The organism is Xanthomonas sp. LF06-19, from assembly GCF_034105425.1.
GTDB lineage: Bacteria > Pseudomonadota > Gammaproteobacteria > Xanthomonadales > Xanthomonadaceae > Xanthomonas_A > Xanthomonas_A sontii.
Window position 1 is genome coordinate 94745 of the sequence record NZ_JAXGGH010000005.1, and the last position, 21582, is coordinate 116326.

At 68.5% G+C, this 21582-nt stretch carries 10 protein-coding genes; 9 read left to right on the forward strand and 1 reads right to left on the reverse strand.

Annotation, left to right across the window (positions count from 1 at the left end; all coding sequences use genetic code 11):
- Positions 1–12 precede the first annotated feature (12 nt).
- The 4 genes from SLW55_RS11560 (at position 13) to SLW55_RS11575 (ending at position 8506) form a co-directional block, all read left to right on the forward strand.
- Entirely contained in the window at positions 13–1845 is a 1833-nt protein-coding gene (locus SLW55_RS11560) for a DUF885 family protein (RefSeq protein ID WP_320745150.1), read from the forward strand.
- Positions 1842–3674 carry a DUF885 family protein gene (locus SLW55_RS11565; protein WP_320745151.1) on the forward strand — a complete coding sequence of 611 codons (1833 nt, stop codon included), beginning with the start codon at positions 1842–1844 and terminating at the stop codon, positions 3672–3674. Before SLW55_RS11560 ends, SLW55_RS11565 begins: the two co-directional genes overlap by 4 nt.
- 790 nt (positions 3675–4464) lie before the next feature.
- A complete protein-coding gene (locus SLW55_RS11570) occupies positions 4465–6036 on the forward strand; it encodes an APC family permease (protein ID WP_320745152.1) in 1572 nt (523 codons plus the stop codon).
- A gap of 139 nt (positions 6037–6175) precedes the next feature.
- Positions 6176–8506: a DPP IV N-terminal domain-containing protein gene (locus SLW55_RS11575; protein WP_320745153.1), complete on the forward strand. Its 2331-nt coding sequence runs from the start codon at positions 6176–6178 to the stop codon at positions 8504–8506.
- Between the two features lie 74 nt (positions 8507–8580).
- On the opposite strand, the gene SLW55_RS11580 is transcribed toward SLW55_RS11575, so the two are convergent.
- Positions 8581–8988 carry a hypothetical protein gene (locus SLW55_RS11580; RefSeq protein WP_152181887.1) on the reverse strand — a complete coding sequence of 136 codons (408 nt, stop codon included), beginning with the start codon at positions 8986–8988 and terminating at the stop codon, positions 8581–8583.
- A 534-nt stretch (positions 8989–9522) separates the two neighbouring features.
- Here SLW55_RS11580 and SLW55_RS11585 point away from each other — a divergent pair.
- The 5 genes from SLW55_RS11585 (at position 9523) to SLW55_RS11605 (ending at position 21448) form a co-directional block, all read left to right on the forward strand.
- Complete coding sequence (locus tag SLW55_RS11585; RefSeq protein ID WP_152235770.1) at positions 9523–9831, forward strand: flagellar basal body protein; 309 nt, start codon at positions 9523–9525, stop codon at positions 9829–9831.
- A 150-nt stretch (positions 9832–9981) separates the two neighbouring features.
- Positions 9982–12348, forward strand: a complete 2367-nt coding sequence (locus SLW55_RS11590) for a Tat pathway signal protein (RefSeq protein WP_320745154.1) — start codon at positions 9982–9984, stop codon at positions 12346–12348.
- Between the two features lie 333 nt (positions 12349–12681).
- Positions 12682–15510: a TonB-dependent receptor gene (locus SLW55_RS11595; protein ID WP_320745155.1), complete on the forward strand. Its 2829-nt coding sequence runs from the start codon at positions 12682–12684 to the stop codon at positions 15508–15510.
- A 158-nt stretch (positions 15511–15668) separates the two neighbouring features.
- Positions 15669–19850, forward strand: a complete 4182-nt coding sequence (locus tag SLW55_RS11600; RefSeq protein ID WP_320745220.1) for an Ig-like domain-containing protein — start codon at positions 15669–15671, stop codon at positions 19848–19850.
- Positions 19847–21448: a family 43 glycosylhydrolase gene (locus SLW55_RS11605; RefSeq protein ID WP_320745156.1), complete on the forward strand. Its 1602-nt coding sequence runs from the start codon at positions 19847–19849 to the stop codon at positions 21446–21448. Before SLW55_RS11600 ends, SLW55_RS11605 begins: the two co-directional genes overlap by 4 nt.
- The last annotated feature ends 134 nt before the right edge of the window (positions 21449–21582 follow it).

A 21582-nucleotide genomic window follows, 5' to 3' on the forward strand; every position in this document is an offset into this window, starting at 1 on the left:
CGGAGTTCCTCGATGAAGCACATACGTCTGCCCGTCGTCGGCATGCTGGCACTGGCCCTGCTGAGTGCCTGTCAGCCGTCGGCACCGTCGGCGCCTTCCACGCCGGCCGCAACGGCGCCGGCCAAGGCAAGCCCCTCGCCGTCGCAGGCCTTCGACGCGCTGCTCGACGCGCAGTGGCAGTATCAGCTCGAACACCATCCGGAGTTCGCCAGCATCATCGGCGACAGCCGCTACAACGATCGCTGGAGCGACTATTCGCTCGCCGCGCTGGAGGCCGAACGCCAGGCCACCGCTGCGTTCCTGGCGCGCTTCGATGCGATCGATGCCAAGGCGCTGTCGGCGCAGGAGCAGTTGAGCCTGCAGATGATGCAGCGGCAGTTGCGCGACCGGCTGGAGGCGATCGCGCTGAAGAACGACGAGATGCCGCTGGAACCGGTGGGCGGCATCCAGGTGGCGCTGCCGGGTTACGCGCAGGCGTTTCCGTTCGCCAGCGTCAAGGACTACGAGGACTACATCAAGCGCCTGCAGGCGATCCCGGCGCTGCTCGACCAGGTGGTGGCGCTGTCGCGGGCCGGCGCCAGGGACGGGCTGGTGCAGCCGAAGTACCTGCTCGAGCGCATTCCCGCGCAGGTGCGCGAGATCGCCGCGCCGGCCGGGGCCGACAGTCCGTTCGCCGCGCCGCTGCAGCAATTCCCCGCGGCCGTGCCGGAGGCGGAGCGACCGCGCCTGCGCGCGGCGATGATCGCGGCGATCGACCAGCAGGTGCGCCCGGCCTATCGCAAGCTCGCCGACTTCGTCGCCGACGAATACGCGCCGCAGGGCCGCGTCCACGAAGGCCTGTGGTCGCTGCCCGATGGTGCGCGCCGCTACCGCTTCGCGATCCACACCCAGACCACCACCGATCAGTCGCCCGAGCAGATCCACCAGACCGGCCTGGCCGAGGTCGCGCGCATCGAGGGCGAGATGGGCGTCATCGCCAAGCAGCTCGGCTATGCCGATCTGGCTGCGCTACGCAAGGCGGTGGCCCATGATCGCAAGTTCTTCGCCACCTCGCCCGAGCAGATCCTGCAGCGCTACCGCGACGACATCGCGCAGATGCAGCCGAAGCTGCCGACGTTGTTCGGTACGCTGCCGAAGACGCCGCTGGAGGTGCGCGCGATGCCGGCGTTCCGCGCCACCGCGCCCGGTGCCGAGTACTGGCAAAGCGATGCGCAGGGCAGCAAGCCGGGGCTGGTGATGGTCAACACCAGCGACTACGCGCACCGCACCCTGGTCAACATCGAGGCCACCGCGTATCACGAGGGCGTGCCCGGCCATCACCTGCAGATCTCGTTGGCGCAGACCCTGCCGCTGCCGCCGTTCCGCCAGCAATCCAGCTACAACGCCTACGTGGAAGGCTGGGCGCTGTACTCCGAGCGGCTGGGCAAGGAGGTGGGCTTCTACCGCGATCCGTACAGCGACTATGGCCGCCTGGCCGGCGAACTGCTGCGCGCCAACCGGCTGGTGCTGGATACCGGCGTGCACTACAAGCGCTGGACCCGGCAGCAGATGATCGATTTCTTCCACGCGCATCCGTCCGACGACGAGCCCAGCATCCAGGCCGAGACCGACCGCTACATCGTCTGGCCGGGCCAGGCGCTGGGCTACAAGCTCGGCGAACTGGACATCCTGGCGCTGCGCGAGAAGGCCAGGCGCGCGCTGGGCGAGCGCTTCGACATCCGCGCCTTCCACGATGCCATTCTCGGCGGCGGCGCGATGCCGCTGGACCTGCTGGACGCGCGCATCGACGCCTGGATCGCCCAGGTCCAGGCCGGCACCCCCGCCACTTCGGAGACTTCGCGATGACCTCCCGTTCCCGACTGCGCACGGCGCTGGCCCTGGCCATCGCGTGCACCCTGGCCTGGCAGGGTGCTGCCGCCGCCGCGCCCGCAAAGACCGCCGCGCCGGCGGCCGCTGCCCCCGCCGGCGATGCCGGCGCGCGCTTCAAGGCGCTGTACCAGCGCGAGTGGAAATGGCGCCAGGAGCAGTTCGCCGGCGCCGACGACGAGGACGCGCAGGGACAGGCCGCCGATCACCTGCCCAAGGTCGATCCGGCCACCCAGGCGCAGCGCACCGCCTACTGGCAGCAGACGCTGCATGATCTGGATGCGATCGACCCGGCGCAGTTGTCGGCGCAGGACCAGGTGAACTACCAGGTCTATCGCCAGCAACTGCAGGTGCTGCTCGACCAGCAGCGGTTCCGCGCCTGGGAAATGCCGTTCAACAGCGACTCCGCGTTCTGGAGCGACCTGGGGTTCACTGCGCGCGCCACCTTGCGCAACCGCGAGGACTACCAGCGCTATCTCGGACAGCTCGCCGACATCCCGCGCTACTTCGACGAGCAGATCGTCAACATGCGCGCCGGCCTGGCGCGCGGTTTCGCCCAGCCCAAAGTGACCCTGCAGGGTCGCGACCAGTCGATCGCCGAGGTCGCGCAGGCGCCTGGCGAGACCAATCTGTTCTACACCCCATTCAAGCAGATGCCGGCGACGATCCCGGCGCCGCTGCAGGCGCAGTTGCGCGCGCAGGCGCGCACGGCGATCGCCCAGCAGGTGGTGCCGGCCTACGCCAAGCTGCTGCGTTTCATGCGCGAGGAATACCTGCCAAAGGCACGCCCGGCGCTGGCCGCCGAATCGCTGCCCGACGGCGCGGCGTACTACCGCGCGCAGATCCGCGAATACACCACGCTCGACCTCAGCCCCGAGCAGATCCACGCGGTGGGCCTGAAGGAGGTGGCGCGGCTGCGCAAGGAGATGGACCAGGCGATCGCCGACAGCGGCTTCAAGACCCCGCCCGGGCAGCAGACCTTCCCGGCGTTCCTGCACTACCTGCGTACCGATCCGAAGTTCTACGCCAAGACTCCGGAGGAACTGCTCAAGGACGCGGCGTGGATCGCCAAGCGCGTGGACGGCAAGATCGGCGACTACATCGGCCGGCTGCCGCGGCAACGCTTCGCGATCGAGCCGGTGCCGGCGGACCTGGCGCCGTTCTACACCGGCGGCCGTGGCGGCCCGGGTATCTACCTGGTCAACACCTACGACCTGCCGTCACGGCCGTTGTACAACCTCGCTGCGCTGACCTTGCACGAGTCCTCACCGGGCCATGCGCTGCAGATGCCGTTGGCGGCCGAGCAGGACAACCTGCCGGATTTCCGCCGCTACACCTTCATTTCCGCGTATGGCGAGGGCTGGGCGGTGTACTCGGAATACCTGGGGCAGGAGATGGGGATGTACGACACCCCGTACGACCGCTTCGGCTACCTGACCTACCAGATGTGGCGTGCGTGCCGGCTGGTGATCGACACCGGCATCCACCACGATGGCTGGACGCGGGAGCAGGCGCAGGCATTCCTGCGCGACAACACCGCGCTCAGCGAGCACGAGGTGACCACCGAGGTCGACCGCTACATCGCCTGGCCCGGACAGGCGCTGTCGTACTACCTGGGTGAGTTGAAGATCCTGGAACTGCGGCGCAAGGCGGAGCAGGCGCTGGGCGAGAAGTTCGACATCCGCGCGTTCCACGACGCGGTGCTGGAGACGGGCTCGGTGCCGCTGCCGGTGCTGGAGCAGCGCATCGACCGGTTCATTGCCGAGGGTGGGAAGTCGCCTTGGTCGAAGGAGGCGGCGAAGCAATAGCCCCTCTCCCTCCGGGAGAGGGGTTGGGGTGAGGGTCGGGGCGCGAAGCGCATACGGTAGTTCGGCTGCACGAGGCCTCGCCCGTACCCTCATCCGCCCCTTCGGGGCACCTTCTCCCGGAGGGAGAAGGGAGCAATAAGCCCCTCTTCCTCCGGGAGAGGGGTTGGGGTGAGGGTTCGGACGCGAAGCGCATGCGGTGTTTCAACTGCACGAGGCTTCGCCCGGCCCCTCATCCGCCCCTTCGGGGCACCTTCTTCCGGGGGGAGAAGGGAAGTAAAAGCCCCTCTCCCTCCGGGAGAGGGGTTGGGGTGAGGGTCGGGGCGCGAAGCGCATGCAGTGTTTCAACTGCACGAGGCTTCGCCCGTACCCTCATCCGCCCCTTCGGGGCACCTTCTCCCGGAGCGAGAAGGGAGCAATAAGCCCCTCTCCCCCCGGGAGAGGGGTTGGGGTGAGGGTCGGGGCGCGAAGCGCATGCAGTGTTTCAACTGCACGAGGCTTCGCCCGTACCCTCATCCGCCCCTTCGGGGCACCTTCTCCCGAGGGGAGAAGGGAGTGCTAAGCCCCTCTCCCTCCGGGAGAGGGGTTGGGGTGAGGGTCGGGCGCGAAGCGCATGCGGTGTTTCAACTGCACGAGGCTTCGCCCGGACCCTCATCCGCCCCTTTGGGGCACCTTCTCCCAGAGGGAGAAGGGAGCAACAAGCCCCTCTCCCTCCGGGAGAGGGGTTGGGGTGAGGGTAGGGAACGCCGCAGATAATCGAATCGCCAGTGACACCAATCCAGCGGGAGACGCCATGGCCGCACAAGGCAAGTTCCACAAGCGCTTGAGCCTCACCGATCTGACCTTCATCGGCTTGGGCTCGATCTTCGGGTCCGGTTGGCTGTTCTCGGCCAGCCACGTCTCGGCGATCGCCGGGCCGGCCGGCATCGTCTCGTGGATCGCCGGCGGCGTGGCGGTGCTGCTGCTGGGCCTGGTGTACTGCGAACTCGGCGCGGCGCTGCCGCGCGCCGGCGGCGTGGTGCGCTACCCGGAGTACTCGCACGGCGTGCTGCTGGGCTGGCTGATGGGCTTCATCACCCTGATCGCCTTCTCCAGCCTGATCGCGATCGAAGTGGAAGCGGCGCGGCAATACGCCGCGGCGTGGTTCCCCTGGCTCAACCAGGCCGGCAGCACCCATCCCAGTGTCGCCGGCTGGCTGCTGCAACTGGCGCTGCTGGTCGCGTTCTTCCTGCTCAACTACTACAGCGTCAAGACCTTCGCCACCGCCAACAACATCGTCAGCGTGTTCAAGTTCCTGGTGCCGGTGCTGGTGATCGTGCTGCTGATGGCGCACTTCGATGTGCGCAACCTGCACGTGCAGGGCTTCGCGCCGTTCGGCGCGGCCGGAGTGGAAGCGGCGATCTCCGCCGGCGGCATCATCTTCGCCTACCTCGGGCTCACGCCGATCGTGTCGGTGGCCAGCGAGGTGCGCGATCCGCAGCGCAATATCCCGATCGCGCTGATCCTGTCGGTGGCGCTGTCCACGGTGATCTACGTGCTGCTGCAGCTCGCCTTCCTCGGTGGGGTGCCGGCGCAACATCTGGTCAACGGCTGGGGCGGCATCGACAAGGCGTTCTCGCTGCCGTACCACGATATCGCCCTGGCGCTGGGCATGGGCTGGCTGGCGGCGCTGGTGATCTGCGACGCGATGATCTCGCCCAGCGGCACCGGCAACATCTACATGAACGCCACGCCGCGGGTGGTCTACGGTTGGGCGCGCAGCGGCGGATTCATGCCGGTGCTGACCAAGGTGGACGCCGCCTCCGGCATCCCGCGCCCGGCGCTGTGGCTGAGCCTGGGGCTGTCGGTGTTCTGGACCCTGCCGTTCCCCTCGTGGGAGGCGCTGATCAACGTGGTGTCGGCGGCGCTGGTGCTGAGCTATGCGGTGGCGCCGGTGACCGTGGCCGCGTTGCGGCGCAGCGCGCCGGAACTGCCGCGGCCGTTCCGGCTGCGCGGCGCGGCGCTGCTCGGGCCGCTGTCGTTCATCGTCGCAGGCCTGATCGTGTACTGGTCGACCTGGAACACGCTGTCGTGGCTGCTTGGCCTGCAGATCGCCATGTTCGCGCTGTACGTGCTGTACCGCCTGCCCAACGCCGCCGGCCGTGCACGGTTGTGGCGGCAGGTGCGCGGTGTGCTGTGGCTGATCGTGTTCTTCGCGCTGGTGCTGGTGGTGTCGCGTCTGGGCACCTTCGGCGGCAGCGGCTGGATCGCCCATCCCTGGGACACGCTGTGCGTGGCCGCGATCGCCTTGGGGTGCTACCACTGGGGCGCGCGCAGCGGCCTGCGTCCGGAGGAACTTGCGTTGGAAGAGGATGACGGGGAGTAGCCGTTGCGTGTGTGGAGAGGCGTAGGACGGTTCTTGTCCCTTTTTGTGGGATTGTCTGCGGCAGACGTCAACGGGAAAGCCCGTCGCGGCTAAAGCCGCTCTACGGGAAACAGCGCGTCATGAGATTTTTGGAAACCGAATGAACAAGTTCGTCGTATCGATCGTCATGGCACTGGCCTGCTGCGCCGGCGCCGCCCAGGCCGCGCCCAGCGTCGCCGACTACCAGCGCTCGCTGGGCCTGCGCGAGGCCTGGATCGGCCTGACCGAGAACGTGACCTGGCCGGCGCAGTGGCGCGACGACGGCGCGTTCTACTACCGCAAGACCGTGCCGGGCGGTTTCGCCTTCGAGGTCGAGGACGTGGCCAGCCAACGCAAGCAGCCGGCGTTCGACCAGCAGCAGTTGGCGCGCGCGTTGAGTGCGGCGACCGGCACCACCTATCCGGCGCTGCGCCTGCCGTTCACGCGCTTCGCCTACGTCGCCGAGGGCGGCAAGCCGCAGGCGGCGATCGCCTTCGAGCTCGATGAGACGCCGTGGCGCTGCACGCTCACCACCTACGTCTGCGCGCGTGCCGACAGCGGCCCGCAGCCGCGGCCGCGCGGTTTCGGTGTGGTGCGCGATCTCAGCGTGCCGGCCGATGCCACTCCGCGGCGCTCGCCGGACGGACGCTGGGACGCCTATGTCGACGGCAATGCGCTGATGCTGCGCGCGGTGGCGGACGGCCACACGCTGCGCCTGGCCGACGATGGCCGCAGCGACGATTTCTACGACCCGGAAACGATTGCCTGGTCGCCGGATTCGCAGCGGCTGGCGCTGTACCGGGTGAAGCCCGGCTTTCCCCGCCGCGTCACCCGGGTCGAGGCGGCGCCGCCCGGCGGCGGCCAGCCGATCGTGCGCACGCAGCTGTATCCCAAGCCCGGCGATGCGGTGGATATCGAGCGACCGGTGCTGTTCGACCTCGGCGCGCTGGCGCGCGGCGGCGCGCCCAAGCGCCTGGTCATCGACGACGCGCTGTTCGCCAACCCGTACCAGCTCTCGCCGATCCAGTGGCGCCGCGACAGCGCCAGTTTCGTGTTCGACTACGTGCAGCGCGGCTTCCAGCGCATGCGCGCGATCGCGGTGGATGCGGCCACGGGCAAGGCGCATGTGGCGGTGGGCGAGGACGCCAAGACCTTCGTGTACGCCGACCGCAGCTACCACCACGATGTCGACGGCCTGGGCCAGGAAATCCTCTGGATCTCCGAGCGCGATGGTTGGCGCCACCTGTACCTGTTCGACGATGCCAGCGGCCGGATCAAGACGCAGATCACCAAGGGCGAGTGGATCGTGCGCGACGTGCTGCGCGTGGACGATGCACAGCGGCGCATCTGGTTCACCGCCAGCGGCACGGATGCGGGCAAGGATCCGTACTATCGGCAACTGTTCGCGGTGGATTTCGACGGCGGCCACCTGACCCGGCTGACCCAGGCCGATGCCGACCACGACGTGGCCATCGCCGACGATGGGCGCCATTACGTGGACGTGTATTCGCGTCCGGACATGGCCCCGGTGATGGAACTGCATGCCATCGACGGGCGCCTGCTGCAGGTGGTCGAGCGCGGCGACATCCGCAAGCTGCAGGCCGCCGGCTGGCGCGCGCCGCAGACCTTCGTCGCCAAGGGCCGCGACGGCAAGACCGACATCTGGGGCATGGTGGTGCGGCCGCGCGACTACGATCCGCACAAGAAATACCCAGTGATCGAGAACATCTACGCCGGCCCGCACGATTCCTTCGTGCCCAAGACCTTCTGGCCGTTCGGCTATCACTCCGGCGGCGACAAGCAGATCGGCATGCAGGCGCAGGCGGACCTGGGCTTCATCGTGGTGATGATCGACGGCATGGGCACCGCCAACCGCTCCAAGGCCTTCCACGACGTGGCCTGGAAGAACCTCGGCGATTCCGGCTTCCCCGACCGCATCGCCTGGCACAAGGCGCTGGCCGCACAGGATCCGTCCTACGACATCGGCCGCGTCGGCATCTACGGCGCGTCGGCCGGCGGGCAGAGCACGCTGGGCGCGCTGGAGCGGCATCCGGACTTCTACAAGGTCGGCGTGGCCTATGCCGGGTGCTACGACAACCGCATGGACAAGATCAGTTGGAACGAGCAGTGGATGGGCTGGCCGGTGGACGCCAGCTATGCCCGCGCCTCCGGTGTGGACAATGCGGCCAAGCTGCGTGGCGACCTGCTGTTGATCGTCGGCGAGCAGGACAGCAACGTCGACCCGGCCTCGACCGCGCAGGTGGTGGACGCACTGATCAAGGCCGGCAAGGACTTCGATCTGCTCGCCGTGCCCGGCGGCGAACACACCGTCGGCCGCTCCACCGGTCCCATCGATTACGTGCAACGGCGCCAGTACGACTTCTTCGTGCGGCATCTGTTGGGGGAGCCGACGCCGCGTTGGAATGGCGTGGACGGACGCGTTGCGCGATAAGTAGAGCGCGCCTGCATGAATGTCAGAGATGCCGCCTTCCGGTGGCGGCATCGGATCATTCGGAAATCGTGGATTTAATAGAATCCGGCGTCACAGTTGGCGCCTTTGATCGTCGCTAATGAGCGATTTTTAATGGTATAGGTTCCGCCATAGGGTAGTCCTATTGCCATGCGCTTTGGATTTGTGACGTAGAACGTCTTTGCGGCTTTGTCGTACGTGACGTTTCTGGGGTCGTCGGTTTCGACATAGACTCTTTTTTCGGCTGCAGGCGTGCCAGAGTATGTGATCGCAAAAAAGATATTGCCGGGGGCGAAGAAATCGCATCCTGTTTCAAGGCCCATGTGTTCTTCGCCAGCGGTGAAGTCATAGGTTACTTTTTCCAAGGGCATGAAGAACCACGAGTTCTCGCCTATTCCGCAATTGCCTGCTCCGGCAATGGAAAACAACGCGCATGCCACGACTGATTTTTTATAAATCTTCATTCTTCTCTCTTGCAAGTGAGTCAAGTGAATCAAGTGGAATTCGATAAGAAATCTAATTTTATTTAATGAATTTTGTATTTCGGAATATATACCCTGAATTTTTAAGGAAAATAAAATTAACAGTTCATTCAAGAGGCGTCAAGATAATTTCATATTTATGACACATTAATTTGGCCGAATGACGTGGCGATCCATCCGCGGTCCGCTGCGAACAGGGCAGCAATATCATCTGACTTCGATCGCACAATTGATGGATGGGTGGATCGCGATCGCCAATACTTCGACGTGTTTCCTTGACCTTTCGGCAGAAGGAGCCACGCAGGGGCGGATGAGGGGGCGGAGGAGGCATTGGGGTTTCGCAGGCATCGCGGCGCTTCCGTACCCTCAGCCCCAACCCTCTCCCGGCGGGAGAGGGTCCTTTGCTCTCGGCGCCGATGCGTTCGCTCCTGCGAATCCCCAATCCCGACTCCCGCCCCTAAAGATGCCGCGAACTCGGCCGATATCCCGGCAAGTCTCCTTGCGCCACGGCCTGCCATGACCGCCATCGCTCCCAGTTCCTCGCTCGCGCTGTCCGGCATGCGCGCTGCCACGTCCGGGCTGCAGGTGCGCGCCAACAACATCGCCAACCTCGCCACCGAGGGCTTCCAGCGTTCGGTCCCGGTGAACCAGGCGAGCGCCGGCGGTGGCGTGGTCGGGCAGGTGCGGCAGGCCGACGGGCAGGGCAGCGATCTGGTCGACGACATGGTCGGCACGCTGACCGAGCGCACCGCTTTCCAGGCCAACGCGCGGGTGCTGCGTGCGGCCGACGACAGCATCGGCAGCCTGCTCGACGTGCTCGCCTAAGCCGTCGTCGGCGCGTCGCGCTCCCGCAACGCAACATCGCCGCGACGCCGCGGCTGTGCGATTTTCCGCATCCATCCTCGGCACAGCGCACAAGACGCTGCGGCGCGCGCAGCGCAGGATGCGACGATCGCATTGCATCGGGGACGGTAGATGGATCGGAGAGATTTCCTGCGTCAGGGCCTGGCCGTCGGCGCGGTTGCTGGCGTGGAAGCGCTGGCCGGGCGTGCCGCCGCGGCACCCACAGCGACCAGCGCCGCGCGTGCGCCTGCACCGCCGCAACTGCAGCCGCTGGCGGCCGACGCGCTGGCCGGGCACACCCTGCAATGCCGTTTCGTCGAGGCCGGCGCGACCTGGGAGGTGTACGAAGACCTGCGCCAGCCCGACGGCGATCTGACCCTGCGCGGGCCGGGCGGGGCGCTGGTGCTGGGCAAGCGCACCGAAGCGGTGTTCCCTGCCGCCCAGGCGCCGTATTTCGGCATGGCCCTGGCCGAGGTGGCGATGGCCGATGCCGACCTGCTCGCCGACCGCCTGCTGCGCGATGGCGACCCGCGCGCCGACGAGGTGCGCGACGTGGCGCCGCCGCCGGCCTCGCAACTGGATCCCAAGGACTACAACGGGCGCCTGCCGTGGACCACCTTCGTCGGTACCCGCGAGTGCGCCGACACCATGCCGGTGTACCCGGACGGGCGCACCCGCTGTTATCGCGCCATCCAGGCGTTCCCGGAACTGGGCAAGGACGAGTTGGTGCGGCGCCGCAGCGAAGGCCTGCTCGGCGGCTGGATGCCGGCGGTGCGCAAGGTGGTGCCGGCCGGTGAGGGCCGCTACTACGACATCCTGCTGTTCGCCGACGTGCTGGCCGAGGACCGCTTCGTGGTGCAGACCTGGCACCGCAGCGCGCTGGTCGAGCATGGCAAGGTCAGCAAGGTCGTGTACGGCTACAGCTATCCCGACTACCCGCCGCGGCGCGGCCCGCGCAGCGCCGAGGATTTCTACCGCGGCCTGCTCGCCTTCGCCGGCTACTGGCAGGCGCAGCTCGCCGACACCGTGCATGCGCAGACTCCGGATGCGAGCTGGCGCGACATGGCGCGCTTCGCCTTCGCCCGCGAATTGGTGGTGCGTCCGGGCGGCACCTATCCCAAGTACGGTGCAGTGGACCGCGACTATTACGGCAACGAGTACGACGGCTTCCAGGACACCTTCACCAGTTCGCTGTACGCCAACCTGGAATGGGGGCGTTTCAGTCAGGCGGCAGCGGTGCTGGACGGGTATTTCAGCGATTTCGTGCAGGCCGACGGCATAGTCAACATGCGCGGCCCGGAGACCGGGCAGTTCGGGCTGACCCTGTCGCTGCTGGCGCGCTACCTGCGCTACACCGGCGATGCCGCGCTGCTGCGCAAGCACCGCGACAAGATCGCCGCCACCGCGCAGGTGCTGGTCGAGCTGCACGACGCCAGCCTGCGCCTGCCGGCATCGGCACCGGGGCATGGCCTGCTCCACGGCTGGAACGAATCCGATGCGTGCCTGTTCCCCGATCCGCAGGTGTGGTGGAAGCCGTACTACGCCAACAGCGCGCTGACGGTGCGCGGCTGGCAGGACCTGGCGACGGTGTGGAGCGGCATCGCCGGGCCCGGCGGGCAGGCCGCCGCGGCGCAATGGCAGCGCCGCGCGCAGCAACTGTCCACGCAATTGCTGCGCACGCTGCGTGGCAACATCCGTCGCGATCTGCAGCCCCCGTACATCGGCCCGCTGCCGGGGGTGAAGCTGACGTTCCGCCAGTCGCTGCAGCAGGAGCATCCCAGCGAGCAGGGCTGGCCGCACCGCGCCTATGCAGAACTGCTGCAGGCCGACGTGCTGCCCGACGACCTGGCGCACCTGGTCATCGACTGCGTGCGCGGCCACGGCGGCACCAGCCTCGGTGTGGTCGGCAACATCACCGCGCCGACCCCGGAGGCGCGCGACCTGCTTGGTTTCATCTCCTACGGCTACGCGCAGCAGTTGCTGCGCCTGGACCGAATCGAGGAATACCTGCTGTTCCTGTACGCGCACCGCTTCCACGTGCATACCCGCGGCAGCTGGACCGCGGGCGAGGTCACCGGCATCACCGGCGGCATGCCGCTGTTCTGCATCCCGGCGCAGCTGACCATCCCGCTGCTGCTGCGCTGGATGCTGGTGTTCGAGGACAGCGCCGGCGAGGAACTGTTCCTGGCGCGGGCGGTGCCGCGCGACTGGCTGGGCAGCGGCGAGACGATCGCGATCGACGCCGCGCCGACGCGCTGGGGCAGGGTGTCGCTGGCGCTGCGCGGGGATCCGGCGCGCAAGCGCATCGACGGCCGCGTGACGCTGCCGGCGCAGCGGCCGGCACGCACCTGGCTGACCCTGCGCGTGCCGGCCGGCACCCGCCTGCAGGAGGTGCAACTGGACGGGCAGCCGGCGGCGCTGTCCGGGCCGCGCAACGAGCGCGTGCTGGTGCCGGCCGGCAGCGCGGCGACGGTGGCGATTTCCGCCGTCTACGGCTGAGTGGCGAAAAAGTCGGAAACGTCCCGCCTGCCTGCGGGGCAGTGCGGTATTCCGCACGTTTTCCCGATAAATACGACAAGACGCCACGCGCGTCCTACGCGCACATTGTGACCGTGCAGTGAATGTCCAAGGGGGAGATTCCTGCACGTCACCGGGGACGCAGCGCATGGGTCGTGCGCGTCGCCGTGCAGGCGGCGTCGGGATCGTCCCGTCCGGCGGCGCATGCGTGGACACGTCCGTTTTCGTATCCGCCACACGCGCTGGCGACGGGGCGCCCGCCTGGGGAAGGGCGGCGTTCCGGCGAACGCCAGGCTGCCGCTCAGGAGATTTCCGATGCCGTCTTTGCTCGAACGCGTTGCGCCGCTGCTCCCGTGTTCCTGGCGCGCCGCGCCGCAGCCCGGTCCGCTGGCCGCGGCGATCTGCACCGCCCTGGCCCTGCTCGCGCCGGCGGCGCAGGCGCAGGATGCGCCGACGCAGGATAGCCAGGCGACCACGCTGGAACGCATCAGCGTCACCGGCAGCCATCTGCGCCGGGTCGATGCGGAAACCGCAAGCCCGGTCATCACCATCGACCGCCAGCGCATCGAGGACAGCGGCCAGGACACCCTCGGCCAGTTGCTGCAGCAACTGCCGGCGATGGCCGGCAACATGCCCAACGTCGCGCTCAACTCCGGCTTCAGCCACGGTCGCGCGCTGGTGTCGCTGCGCAACCTCGGCCCCGAGCGCACCCTGGTGCTGGTCAACGGCCATCGCATGGCCGGGCCGGCCAGCAGCGTCGCCGCCGCGCCCGGCGTGGACGTCAACGCGATTCCGGCGGCCATGGTCGAGCGCATCGAGGTGCTCACCGACGGCGCCTCGTCGGTGTACGGCTCCGACGCCATCGCCGGCGTGGTCAACATCATCCTCAAGGACAAGTACGACGGCTTCGCCGCCACCGCCGACTACGGCCTGAGCACCCACGGCGACGGCAACCGGCGCTCGCTCGGCCTGGAGTGGGGCAAGACCTGGGACCGCGGCGGGCTGATCCTGGGCGTGAGCCGCAGCTCGATGAACGCGCTGTACGACAGCGATCGCGACTACGCGCGCACCGCGCAGAACTATCTCAACGGCCAGGTGGTGGAGCGCCGCGGCAACGGCACCCGCGCCTTCCTGCGCAATGGCAGCGTGCTGACGCCCAACGCCAACCTGGCGCCGGGCCAGGTCACCGCCAGCGACTTCCATACCTACAGCCAGGCGGTGGAAGGCTACAACTCCTACACCGGGCAGTACCTGATCACCCCGGTGCAGCGCACCAACGCCTCTGCACACGCCACGTTCGATTTCACCCCGAACGTGCAGGGCTACCTGGACATGTTCTGGACCCGCAGCGAGACCACCTCGCAGCTCACCGCCTACGGCCTGGAACTGCCCAACGCCGCGCAGAACTACTACAACCCCTTCGGCGCCCAGCTCAGCCGCTACCTGCTGCGTTCGGTGCCGGCCAACACCCGCGTCTACACCTCGACGATGTACCAGACCAACATCGTCGCCGGCTTGCGCGGCAAGTTCGGCGACAGCAGCTGGCAGTGGGATGCGGCGGCCGGCTACGCGCACTACAAGGACACCCTGGTGCGCAACGGCTTCTCCATCACCTCGGCGCTCAACAACGCGGTGGGCGCCTCGTTCCGCGACAGCGACGGCACCATCAAGTGCGGTACGCCCGGCAACGTCATCGCCGGCTGTACCCCGATCAACGTGTTCAACCCGGACGATCCGGCCACCATCGCCGGCATCAAGGCTACCCAGAGCGCGGTCGACCTGATCGACGAGAGCACGATGAAGTTCGCCGAGGCCAGCGTCAACGGCGACCTGTTCGCGATGCCGGCCGGAGCGGTGCAGGCCGCGTTCGGCCTGTCGTTCCGCAAGAACGGCTTCTCGCAGGGCACCAGCAATCCGGTGGCGGCGGCCGATGCCGACGGCAACTGCGACTACAACGACGGTTGCATCATGAACCAGGGCCACGACGAGACCATCAAGGAGGCGTATGCCGAAGTGCTGGTACCGCTGCTCAAGGGCGTGACCGGCGCGCAGGCGCTGAACCTCAACCTGGGCACGCGCTACTCGCGCTACGACTACTGGGGCAGCACCACCAACAGCAAGGTGGCGCTGGAATGGCGGCCGATCGACAACCTGCTGATCCGCGCCACCGGCTCGCAGGTGTTCCGCGCGCCGGCGCTGGGCGATCTGTACGGCTCCCCGTTCAACGGCGTGGTCGACGACGCCGGCACCTATACCGATCCGTGCAACGGCTACACCGGCGGCGGCAATCCCGCGGCCTGCGCCAACGTGCCGACCAACGGCAGCTTCGTCAACAGCTCCTCGTTCACCGTGCTCACCACCGGCTCGGCCAACGCGGGCTTTGCGATCAAGCCCGAGCAGGGGCGCTCCTACAACATCGGCGCGGTGTACGACCCGAGCTGGGCCGAGGGTCTGTCGCTGAATCTGGACAGCTGGCGCGTCACCCTGGACGACATGATCAACGGCACCGGCCTGGATCAGGTGCTGCAGAACTGCTACGACGGCCAGAGCGCCTACTGTCCGCTGATCAAGCGCGGCCCCACCGGGCAACTGGTCAGCGTGACCGTGCCGTTCGCGATCAACAGCGGCAAGGTCGACATCCGCGGCGACGACGTCGGCATCAAGTACGCCTTGCCGGAGACGGCGTGGGGCCGCTTCCGCGCCGGTGTCGATGCCACCTACCTGTCCAGCTACAAGTTCAGCGGCGATCCGCACAACTACGTGGGCGAGCAATCCAGCTACGGCAACCTGCCGCGCTGGCGCGCCAACTTCACCCTCGACTGGGACAACGGCCCCTGGCACGCGAGCTGGAACACGCGGCTGATCGGGCGCACCACCGTCGGCAGCACCTACGAGGACTTCTGCGTCAACACCGCCGCCGACGGCAGTTGCGTGTACTTCCCGGTCGGCACGGTGACCTACCACGACGCCAGCGTGAGCCGGAAGTTCGAGAGCCTGCATACCACCCTGGCGCTGGGCGTGAACAACCTCGGCAATCGCACGCCGCCGCGCTACTACGGCTATGCCAGCGCGGCCAACACCGATGCGTTCACCTACGACACGCTGGGGCGTTACTTCTGGGTGCGGATCAGGACCGAGTTTTGAGTCGCATGCCTGTCCCCGGTGGCGCCGCATCGCGCGTGCGACGCGGCGCCGTCGCTCTCCTGGTTGGACTGTCGTTCGCTGCGACTGCGGTGGCGGCGTCAGCCGCCGTCAGCGACCTCGACGGCGAAGGCCTGCAGCCCAGCAATGCCGCGATCGGCATGCCGCACTTCAAGGGCGATGCGCATCCCTTGCCGGATAGCGGCGTGGCGTTCGCGCCGGGGCAGGGGCAGGGCCAGTTGCAGCGGGTGTTCGCCGCCGACCTGGCGGCGGGTGCCGGCCGCGCGCCCGGCCGTGATTTCTGGATCGACCGCCTGCTCGCGCGGCAGGGCACCGGCGGCGGTTTCGGCGACAGCAACAACTGGCTGTTCACCCGCGGCCGCGCCGCCTACCTGTACACGCACAAGCCGGAGGAGCCTGGCTTCGTGGGCGACGTGGCCTACGTGCACAAGACCGGCCACGACGCGCTGTTCCGCCTGCAACTCGAGCGCGACGGCGTGCCGATCGCGCTGGTCGAGGACAGCGCGCAGCGGCGACAGACGCCGAGCTATTTCAGCAGCGCGTATGCCGGTGGCGGCGTGCGCTTGCAACTGGTCAAGTTCATCAGCGAGCAGAACGTGGCGGTGGCCGAAGTCACCGTGTCCAGTGTCGACGGCGTGGCGCACAGCCTGACCCTGCGTGCGGTCTCGCCGATGGCCACGCATCCCGACAGTGCCGAGTTGACCGGCGCCTTCGTCACCCATAACGCCATCACCACGCTGTTTCCGCGCTTGTCCGGCGACGGCTTCGCGGTCGATGGCGCAAGCATCGCGCGGCCGCTGGCGGTGCCGGCGCACGGCACCGCGCCGACACTGAAGGTGCAACTGGGGCTGATCGCGCGCGAGCTGCCTGCCTCGCTGCAGGAATACCGGCGCATCGCCGCGCAGTCGCCGCAGCAGGCCTACCGCGACCACGTCGTCGCCTACAACCGCTGGTGGGTCGACAACCTGCCGTACCTGGACACGCCCGAGGACAATCTCGACAAGACCCTGTTCTACCGCTGGTGGCTGCTGCGCTTCAATTTCCTCGACGCGGCGGTGCCCGGCAACGACTACCAGTTCCCGGTGGCGATCGAAGGCGTGCTCGGCTACGACAACGCCATCGTGCTCACCACCGGCATGTTCATCGACGACCTCAAGTACCTGCGCGATCCGCTCTACGCCTACGGCTCCTGGCTCGGCGCGGGCGAGACCGCCGGCGGCGGCAAGTACGTGGACAATCCCGGCGCGCCGGAGAACTGGTCCAATTCCTACGCCCAGTACCTCAGTGCCGCCGCCTGGCGTGCCTACCAGGTGCATGGCGGCCCGCCGGCGATCGCCGGGCAACTGGCGCGCTACGCCAGCGATGACGTGGACGCGCTGCTGCGCGCCTACGACCGCAACGGCAACGGCCTGATCGAATACGACTGGGCGGCGATGACCGGCAACGACGCCGACGCGGTGTCCTTCGACTGGGCCAAACACCATGGCGCAGCGCGCATGGACCGCAGCGAGAGCGCGTACGTGTACGCCAACGCGCTGGCCGCTGCACAGGCCGCGCAACTGGCCGGCGACGCCGCCACCGCGGTGCGCATGCAGGCGCTGGCGGCGAAGATCCGCCGTGCCGTGCTCGATGTGCTGTGGCAGGACCACAGTGCACAGGCCGACGGCATGGGCCTGCACGGCGACCTGATCAAGCAGCGCCAGGCCGATGAGCCGCGCCTGCCGGTGGACTGGAAGGAAACCAACAACTATTACCCCTTCAGCGTCGGCCTGATGCCCAGGCACGGCGATGCCGACGACGACCCCAAGTACGTGCGCGCGCTGCGCCTGTTCGCCGATGCGCGACAGTTCCCGCTGTTTCCGTTCTACACCGCCAACCAGGCCGACGCGCAGGCGCGCGGCGCCGGCGGCAGCAACAATTTTTCGGTGATCAATTCCACCGTGGCGTTCCGCCTGCTCGGCAGCGTATTGCGCGACTACCCCAGCCCATACCTGGATGCGTCCAGCTACCGCAAGCTGCTGTACTGGAACGCGTGGGCGCACTACATCGACGGCGACAACCGCTATCCGGACCAGAACGAGTTCTGGGCGCAGGGCAGCGCCGCCGATGGCGGCCGCATCGGCTATCGCTCGTGGATCCACCACACCCAGCTCGGCGCCACCAACTTCACTGTGATCGAGGATGCGATGGGCCTGCGCCCGCGCAGCGATGCCCTGATCGAGCTGTATCCCATCGATATCGGCTGGGATCATTTCGTCGCCGACTGCCTGCGCTATCGCGATCGCGACCTGAGCATCGTCTGGGATCGCGACGGCCGCCGCTACGGCGGAGCCGCGCCGAAGGGCTATTCGCTGTACCTGGACGGCCACCTGGCCTTCACCGTCGATCGCCTGGCGCACGTGCTGTACGACCCGGCCAGCGGCCGCGTGCAGGCCTTGCCGGATGTAGTCAATGCCGGTGCCGCGCAGATGCAGGTGCTGGCCGCGCATCGGCTGGCATTGCAGGCGCCGCAGCAGGTGCGGTTTCCAGGCCAGGCGCGGATCGGTGCGGTACTCGCCGATGCCGGGCTCGACATCGCGCTGCCGCCCGGCGCGCGCAATCTGGCGCAGGGTGCGGCGGTCAGCGCGAGCTATGCGGCCGACGGGTTCCCGGCCACGGCCGCGGTCGACGGCAGCACCGCCAACGAACCGTTCTGGGGCACCGCCGGTTCGCCTGCCGCCAGCGATTGGCTGGAACTGGATCTGCAGCGCCCCCAGACCCTGGACGATGTACGCGTGTACTTCTATCGCAGTTCCTCGCCTCCGAGTGAACAGCACGGCTTCCCGTCGGGCACGCGCGCCGGCTACGCGCCGCCGTGGCTGTACGTGCTGCAGTACTTCGACGCCGGCGTGTGGAAGACCGTGCCGGGCCAGGTGCGTGACGCACCGATCGCGCAGGGCAACCGCAACCGCATCCGTTTCCCGCCGCTGCGCGCGCAGCGCTGGCGCGTGCAGGTCACCCATGCCGGCCCGCTGCGCACCGGGATCAAGGAGATCCAAGCCTATGCCAGCGGCGCCGCGGCGCCGGCGGTGCACGGCAACCAGGCGCCGGAGGTCGAGGCCTGGCAGGAAGACGGCAGCGCGGCGGGTGGCGTGATGCGCCTGGTCGGCCGGGTCGGCGACGACGCGTTGCCGAACGGCACGCTGGCGCTGCAGTGGCGCACGCTGCAGGCACCGCCCGGCGGCGCTGCCCTGTTCGAGCAGCCGCAGGCGGCCACCACGCAGGTGCGTTTCACCGCGCCCGGTACCTACACCCTGCAGTTGCAGGCCGACGATGGCGCGTTGCAAGGGCACGCCGAGGTCAAGGTGATCGCGGCGGCGGCTCCGGCCGGGCAGACGCTGCAAGTACAGGGCGAGGCCACGCCGAGCGCGCAGTTCACCGCTGGCCATCACCGCCTGCAGGCGCTCAATGATGGGCTGCTGCCGGCACCGGACCAGGTGCCGGCCGCCGACCGCCGCTGGGGCAGTTGGGGACGCGCGCAGCCGGCTTCGGTGTGGGTGCAGTACGAGTGGCCGCAACCGCAACGACTGAACGCGGCGGCGCTGTATTTCTGGGACGACCAGCCGCAGGGCGGGGTGGCGTTGCCGCGTGCGTGGACGTTGCAATACCGCGACGGCACGCAGTGGCGCGACATCGCCGTGCGCGGCGGCTATCCGGTGCATGGCGATGGCGCGCCGAGCAGGGTGACGTTCGCGCCGGTGGTTACCACGGCCTTGCGCGCGGTGCTGCAGACCGCGACGCAGGGCGAGGGCCACTACGCGGTCGGGCTGGACGAATGGCAGGTGTTCGCCGAGCGCGCGGTGGCGACCGAAGCGGTGGACGTGCGCATCGCGCCCGGGCAGGCGCCGACGCTGCCGGCACGCATCGCCGGCTACTTCGCCGATGGCGGCTGGGCCTGGCTGGGCGCGCGCTGGTCGCAGGTCGATGCGGCGGCGCTGGCCGGCGAGGGCCGCGTGCAGGTGCAGGGCCTGGCCGACGGCGGCGTGCCGGTGACGGCCAGCATCTGGGTCCGCGCGACCGCGCCGGGCCAGCTCGCCACCGTGCAGGCGCCGCCGCCGCTGCACGTGCCTGCGGGGCAGGCGCCGGGGCTGCCGGAACTGGTCTCCGTGCAGTACAACGACGGCTCGCGCGAGCGCGTGCCGGTGCGTTGGGCGCCGCTGGCGCCGGCCGCCTATGCCAAGCCCGCACGCCTGAGCGTGGTCGGACAGGCGCGGGGCCGCGATGGCACCGGGACGCTGCCGGTGCGGCTGGACCTGGTGATCGAGGCGGAGACGACGCCATGAACCGCCATCCCGTGCGCCGTACCGTCGCCTGCCTGCTGGTGGCCTGCGCTGCCTGCATCGGCGTTGCCGCGGCCATCGCCGCCACACAGGCAGTGCCGCGGTCGAGGCAGGTACATGCACCGGGCAATCCGATCCTGGCCGACGGCCGCGCCTATTCGGCCGACCCCGCGCCGCTGGTCGCCGACGGCAAGCTCTACATCATCGCCGGCCGCGACGAGGCGGCACCCGAGGTCAACGACTTCGCGATCGACCGCTGGCAACTGCTGGTCACCGACGATGTCGGCCGCGGCGACTGGACCCATTACCCGACGTTGCTGCGCCCGCAGCAGGTATTCGCCTGGGCGGCGCCCGGCCACGCCTACGCTGCGCAGATCGTGCAGGGCCCGGATAAACGCTATTACCTGTATGCGCCGGTGCAGGAAGCACACTCGCGCAATGCCGATCCGTTCGCGATCGGCGTGGCGGTGGCCGACAGCCCGCTGGGGCCGTGGCGCGACGCGCATCCGCAGGGACCGATCCTGTCGCAGTCGCTGCCGGTGCCCAACGCGATCCAGAACATCGACCCGACCGTCCTGGTCGACGACGACGGCCGCGTGTATCTGTACTGGGGCACTTTCGGCAAGCTGTTCGGCATCGAACTGGAACGCGACATGGTCACGCCGAAGGGGCGGGCGGTGGCGGTGACCACGCTGGACGGCTACTTCGAAGCGCCGTGGCTGTTCAAGCGCAATGGCACCTACTACCTGGCCTACGCCGGCAACCGTGCCGGACCGGAGTCGGAGTGCACGCCGACGCTGTACCACGCGTGCATCGCCTACGGCAGCGCGCCCTCGCCGTTGGGGCCATGGACCTACCGCGGCGTGATTCTGCCGCCGGTGTCCTCGACCACCTCGCATCCGGGCATCGTGCAATTCAAGGGCCAGTGGTACCTGGTCTACCACACCGCCGACGCCAAGGGCGGCGGGCATTTCCGCCGCAGCGTGGCGATCGACCGGCTGCAGTGGGACGACACCCGGCAGCCGGCGCGGATCCTGCCGGTGGTGCCCACGCAGCGGCCGCAGCCGCCGTTGCCGCCGCAGCGCAACCTCGCCCGCTATGCCCATGCCAGCGCGTCCAACGGTCCGGACATTCCGCACCAGTACTGGATCGCCGCGCTCAACGACGGCCGGGTCAAGCGCAATCCGTTGCCGCCGCAGCTATGGGGCAGTTGGACACCGCACAACCCACCGCAGCAATGGCTGCAGTACAGCTGGGCGCAACCGGTGACGCTGCAGGGCAGTCGCATCCTGTTCTGGGCCGATCATCCGCCGGGCGCGGACAGCGGCGTGGCGCCGCCGGCGCGCTGGCGGTTGGAGTACCGTCGCGACGGCCGTTGGTGGCCGCTGGCAGAGAGTACGCGCGCACCCGTCGCCGGCCGCTGGCAGACGCTGCGCTTCGCGCCAGTGACCACGCGCTGCGTGCGCGCGGAGCTGGACGCATCCGGCGGCGGCGAGCGCTACGCCGCACTGGCGGTGCAGGAGTGGGAGATGTTGGCGCCGCAGGCGCAGCGCTTGCCGCAGGCGACCGCGGCGGATGTGCAGCGGTGCGACATGCCTTGAGGCGAGGCGTGCAGGCCGATCGAGCCGACCTCGCCGACCTTCGCAGGCGCTTCGGTTGCAGCACCTGCCGCTGATGTCGGCGGCATGTACCGGCCGCATCATGTTCCTGCTGTGACGTCGGTTTGATTTTCGGA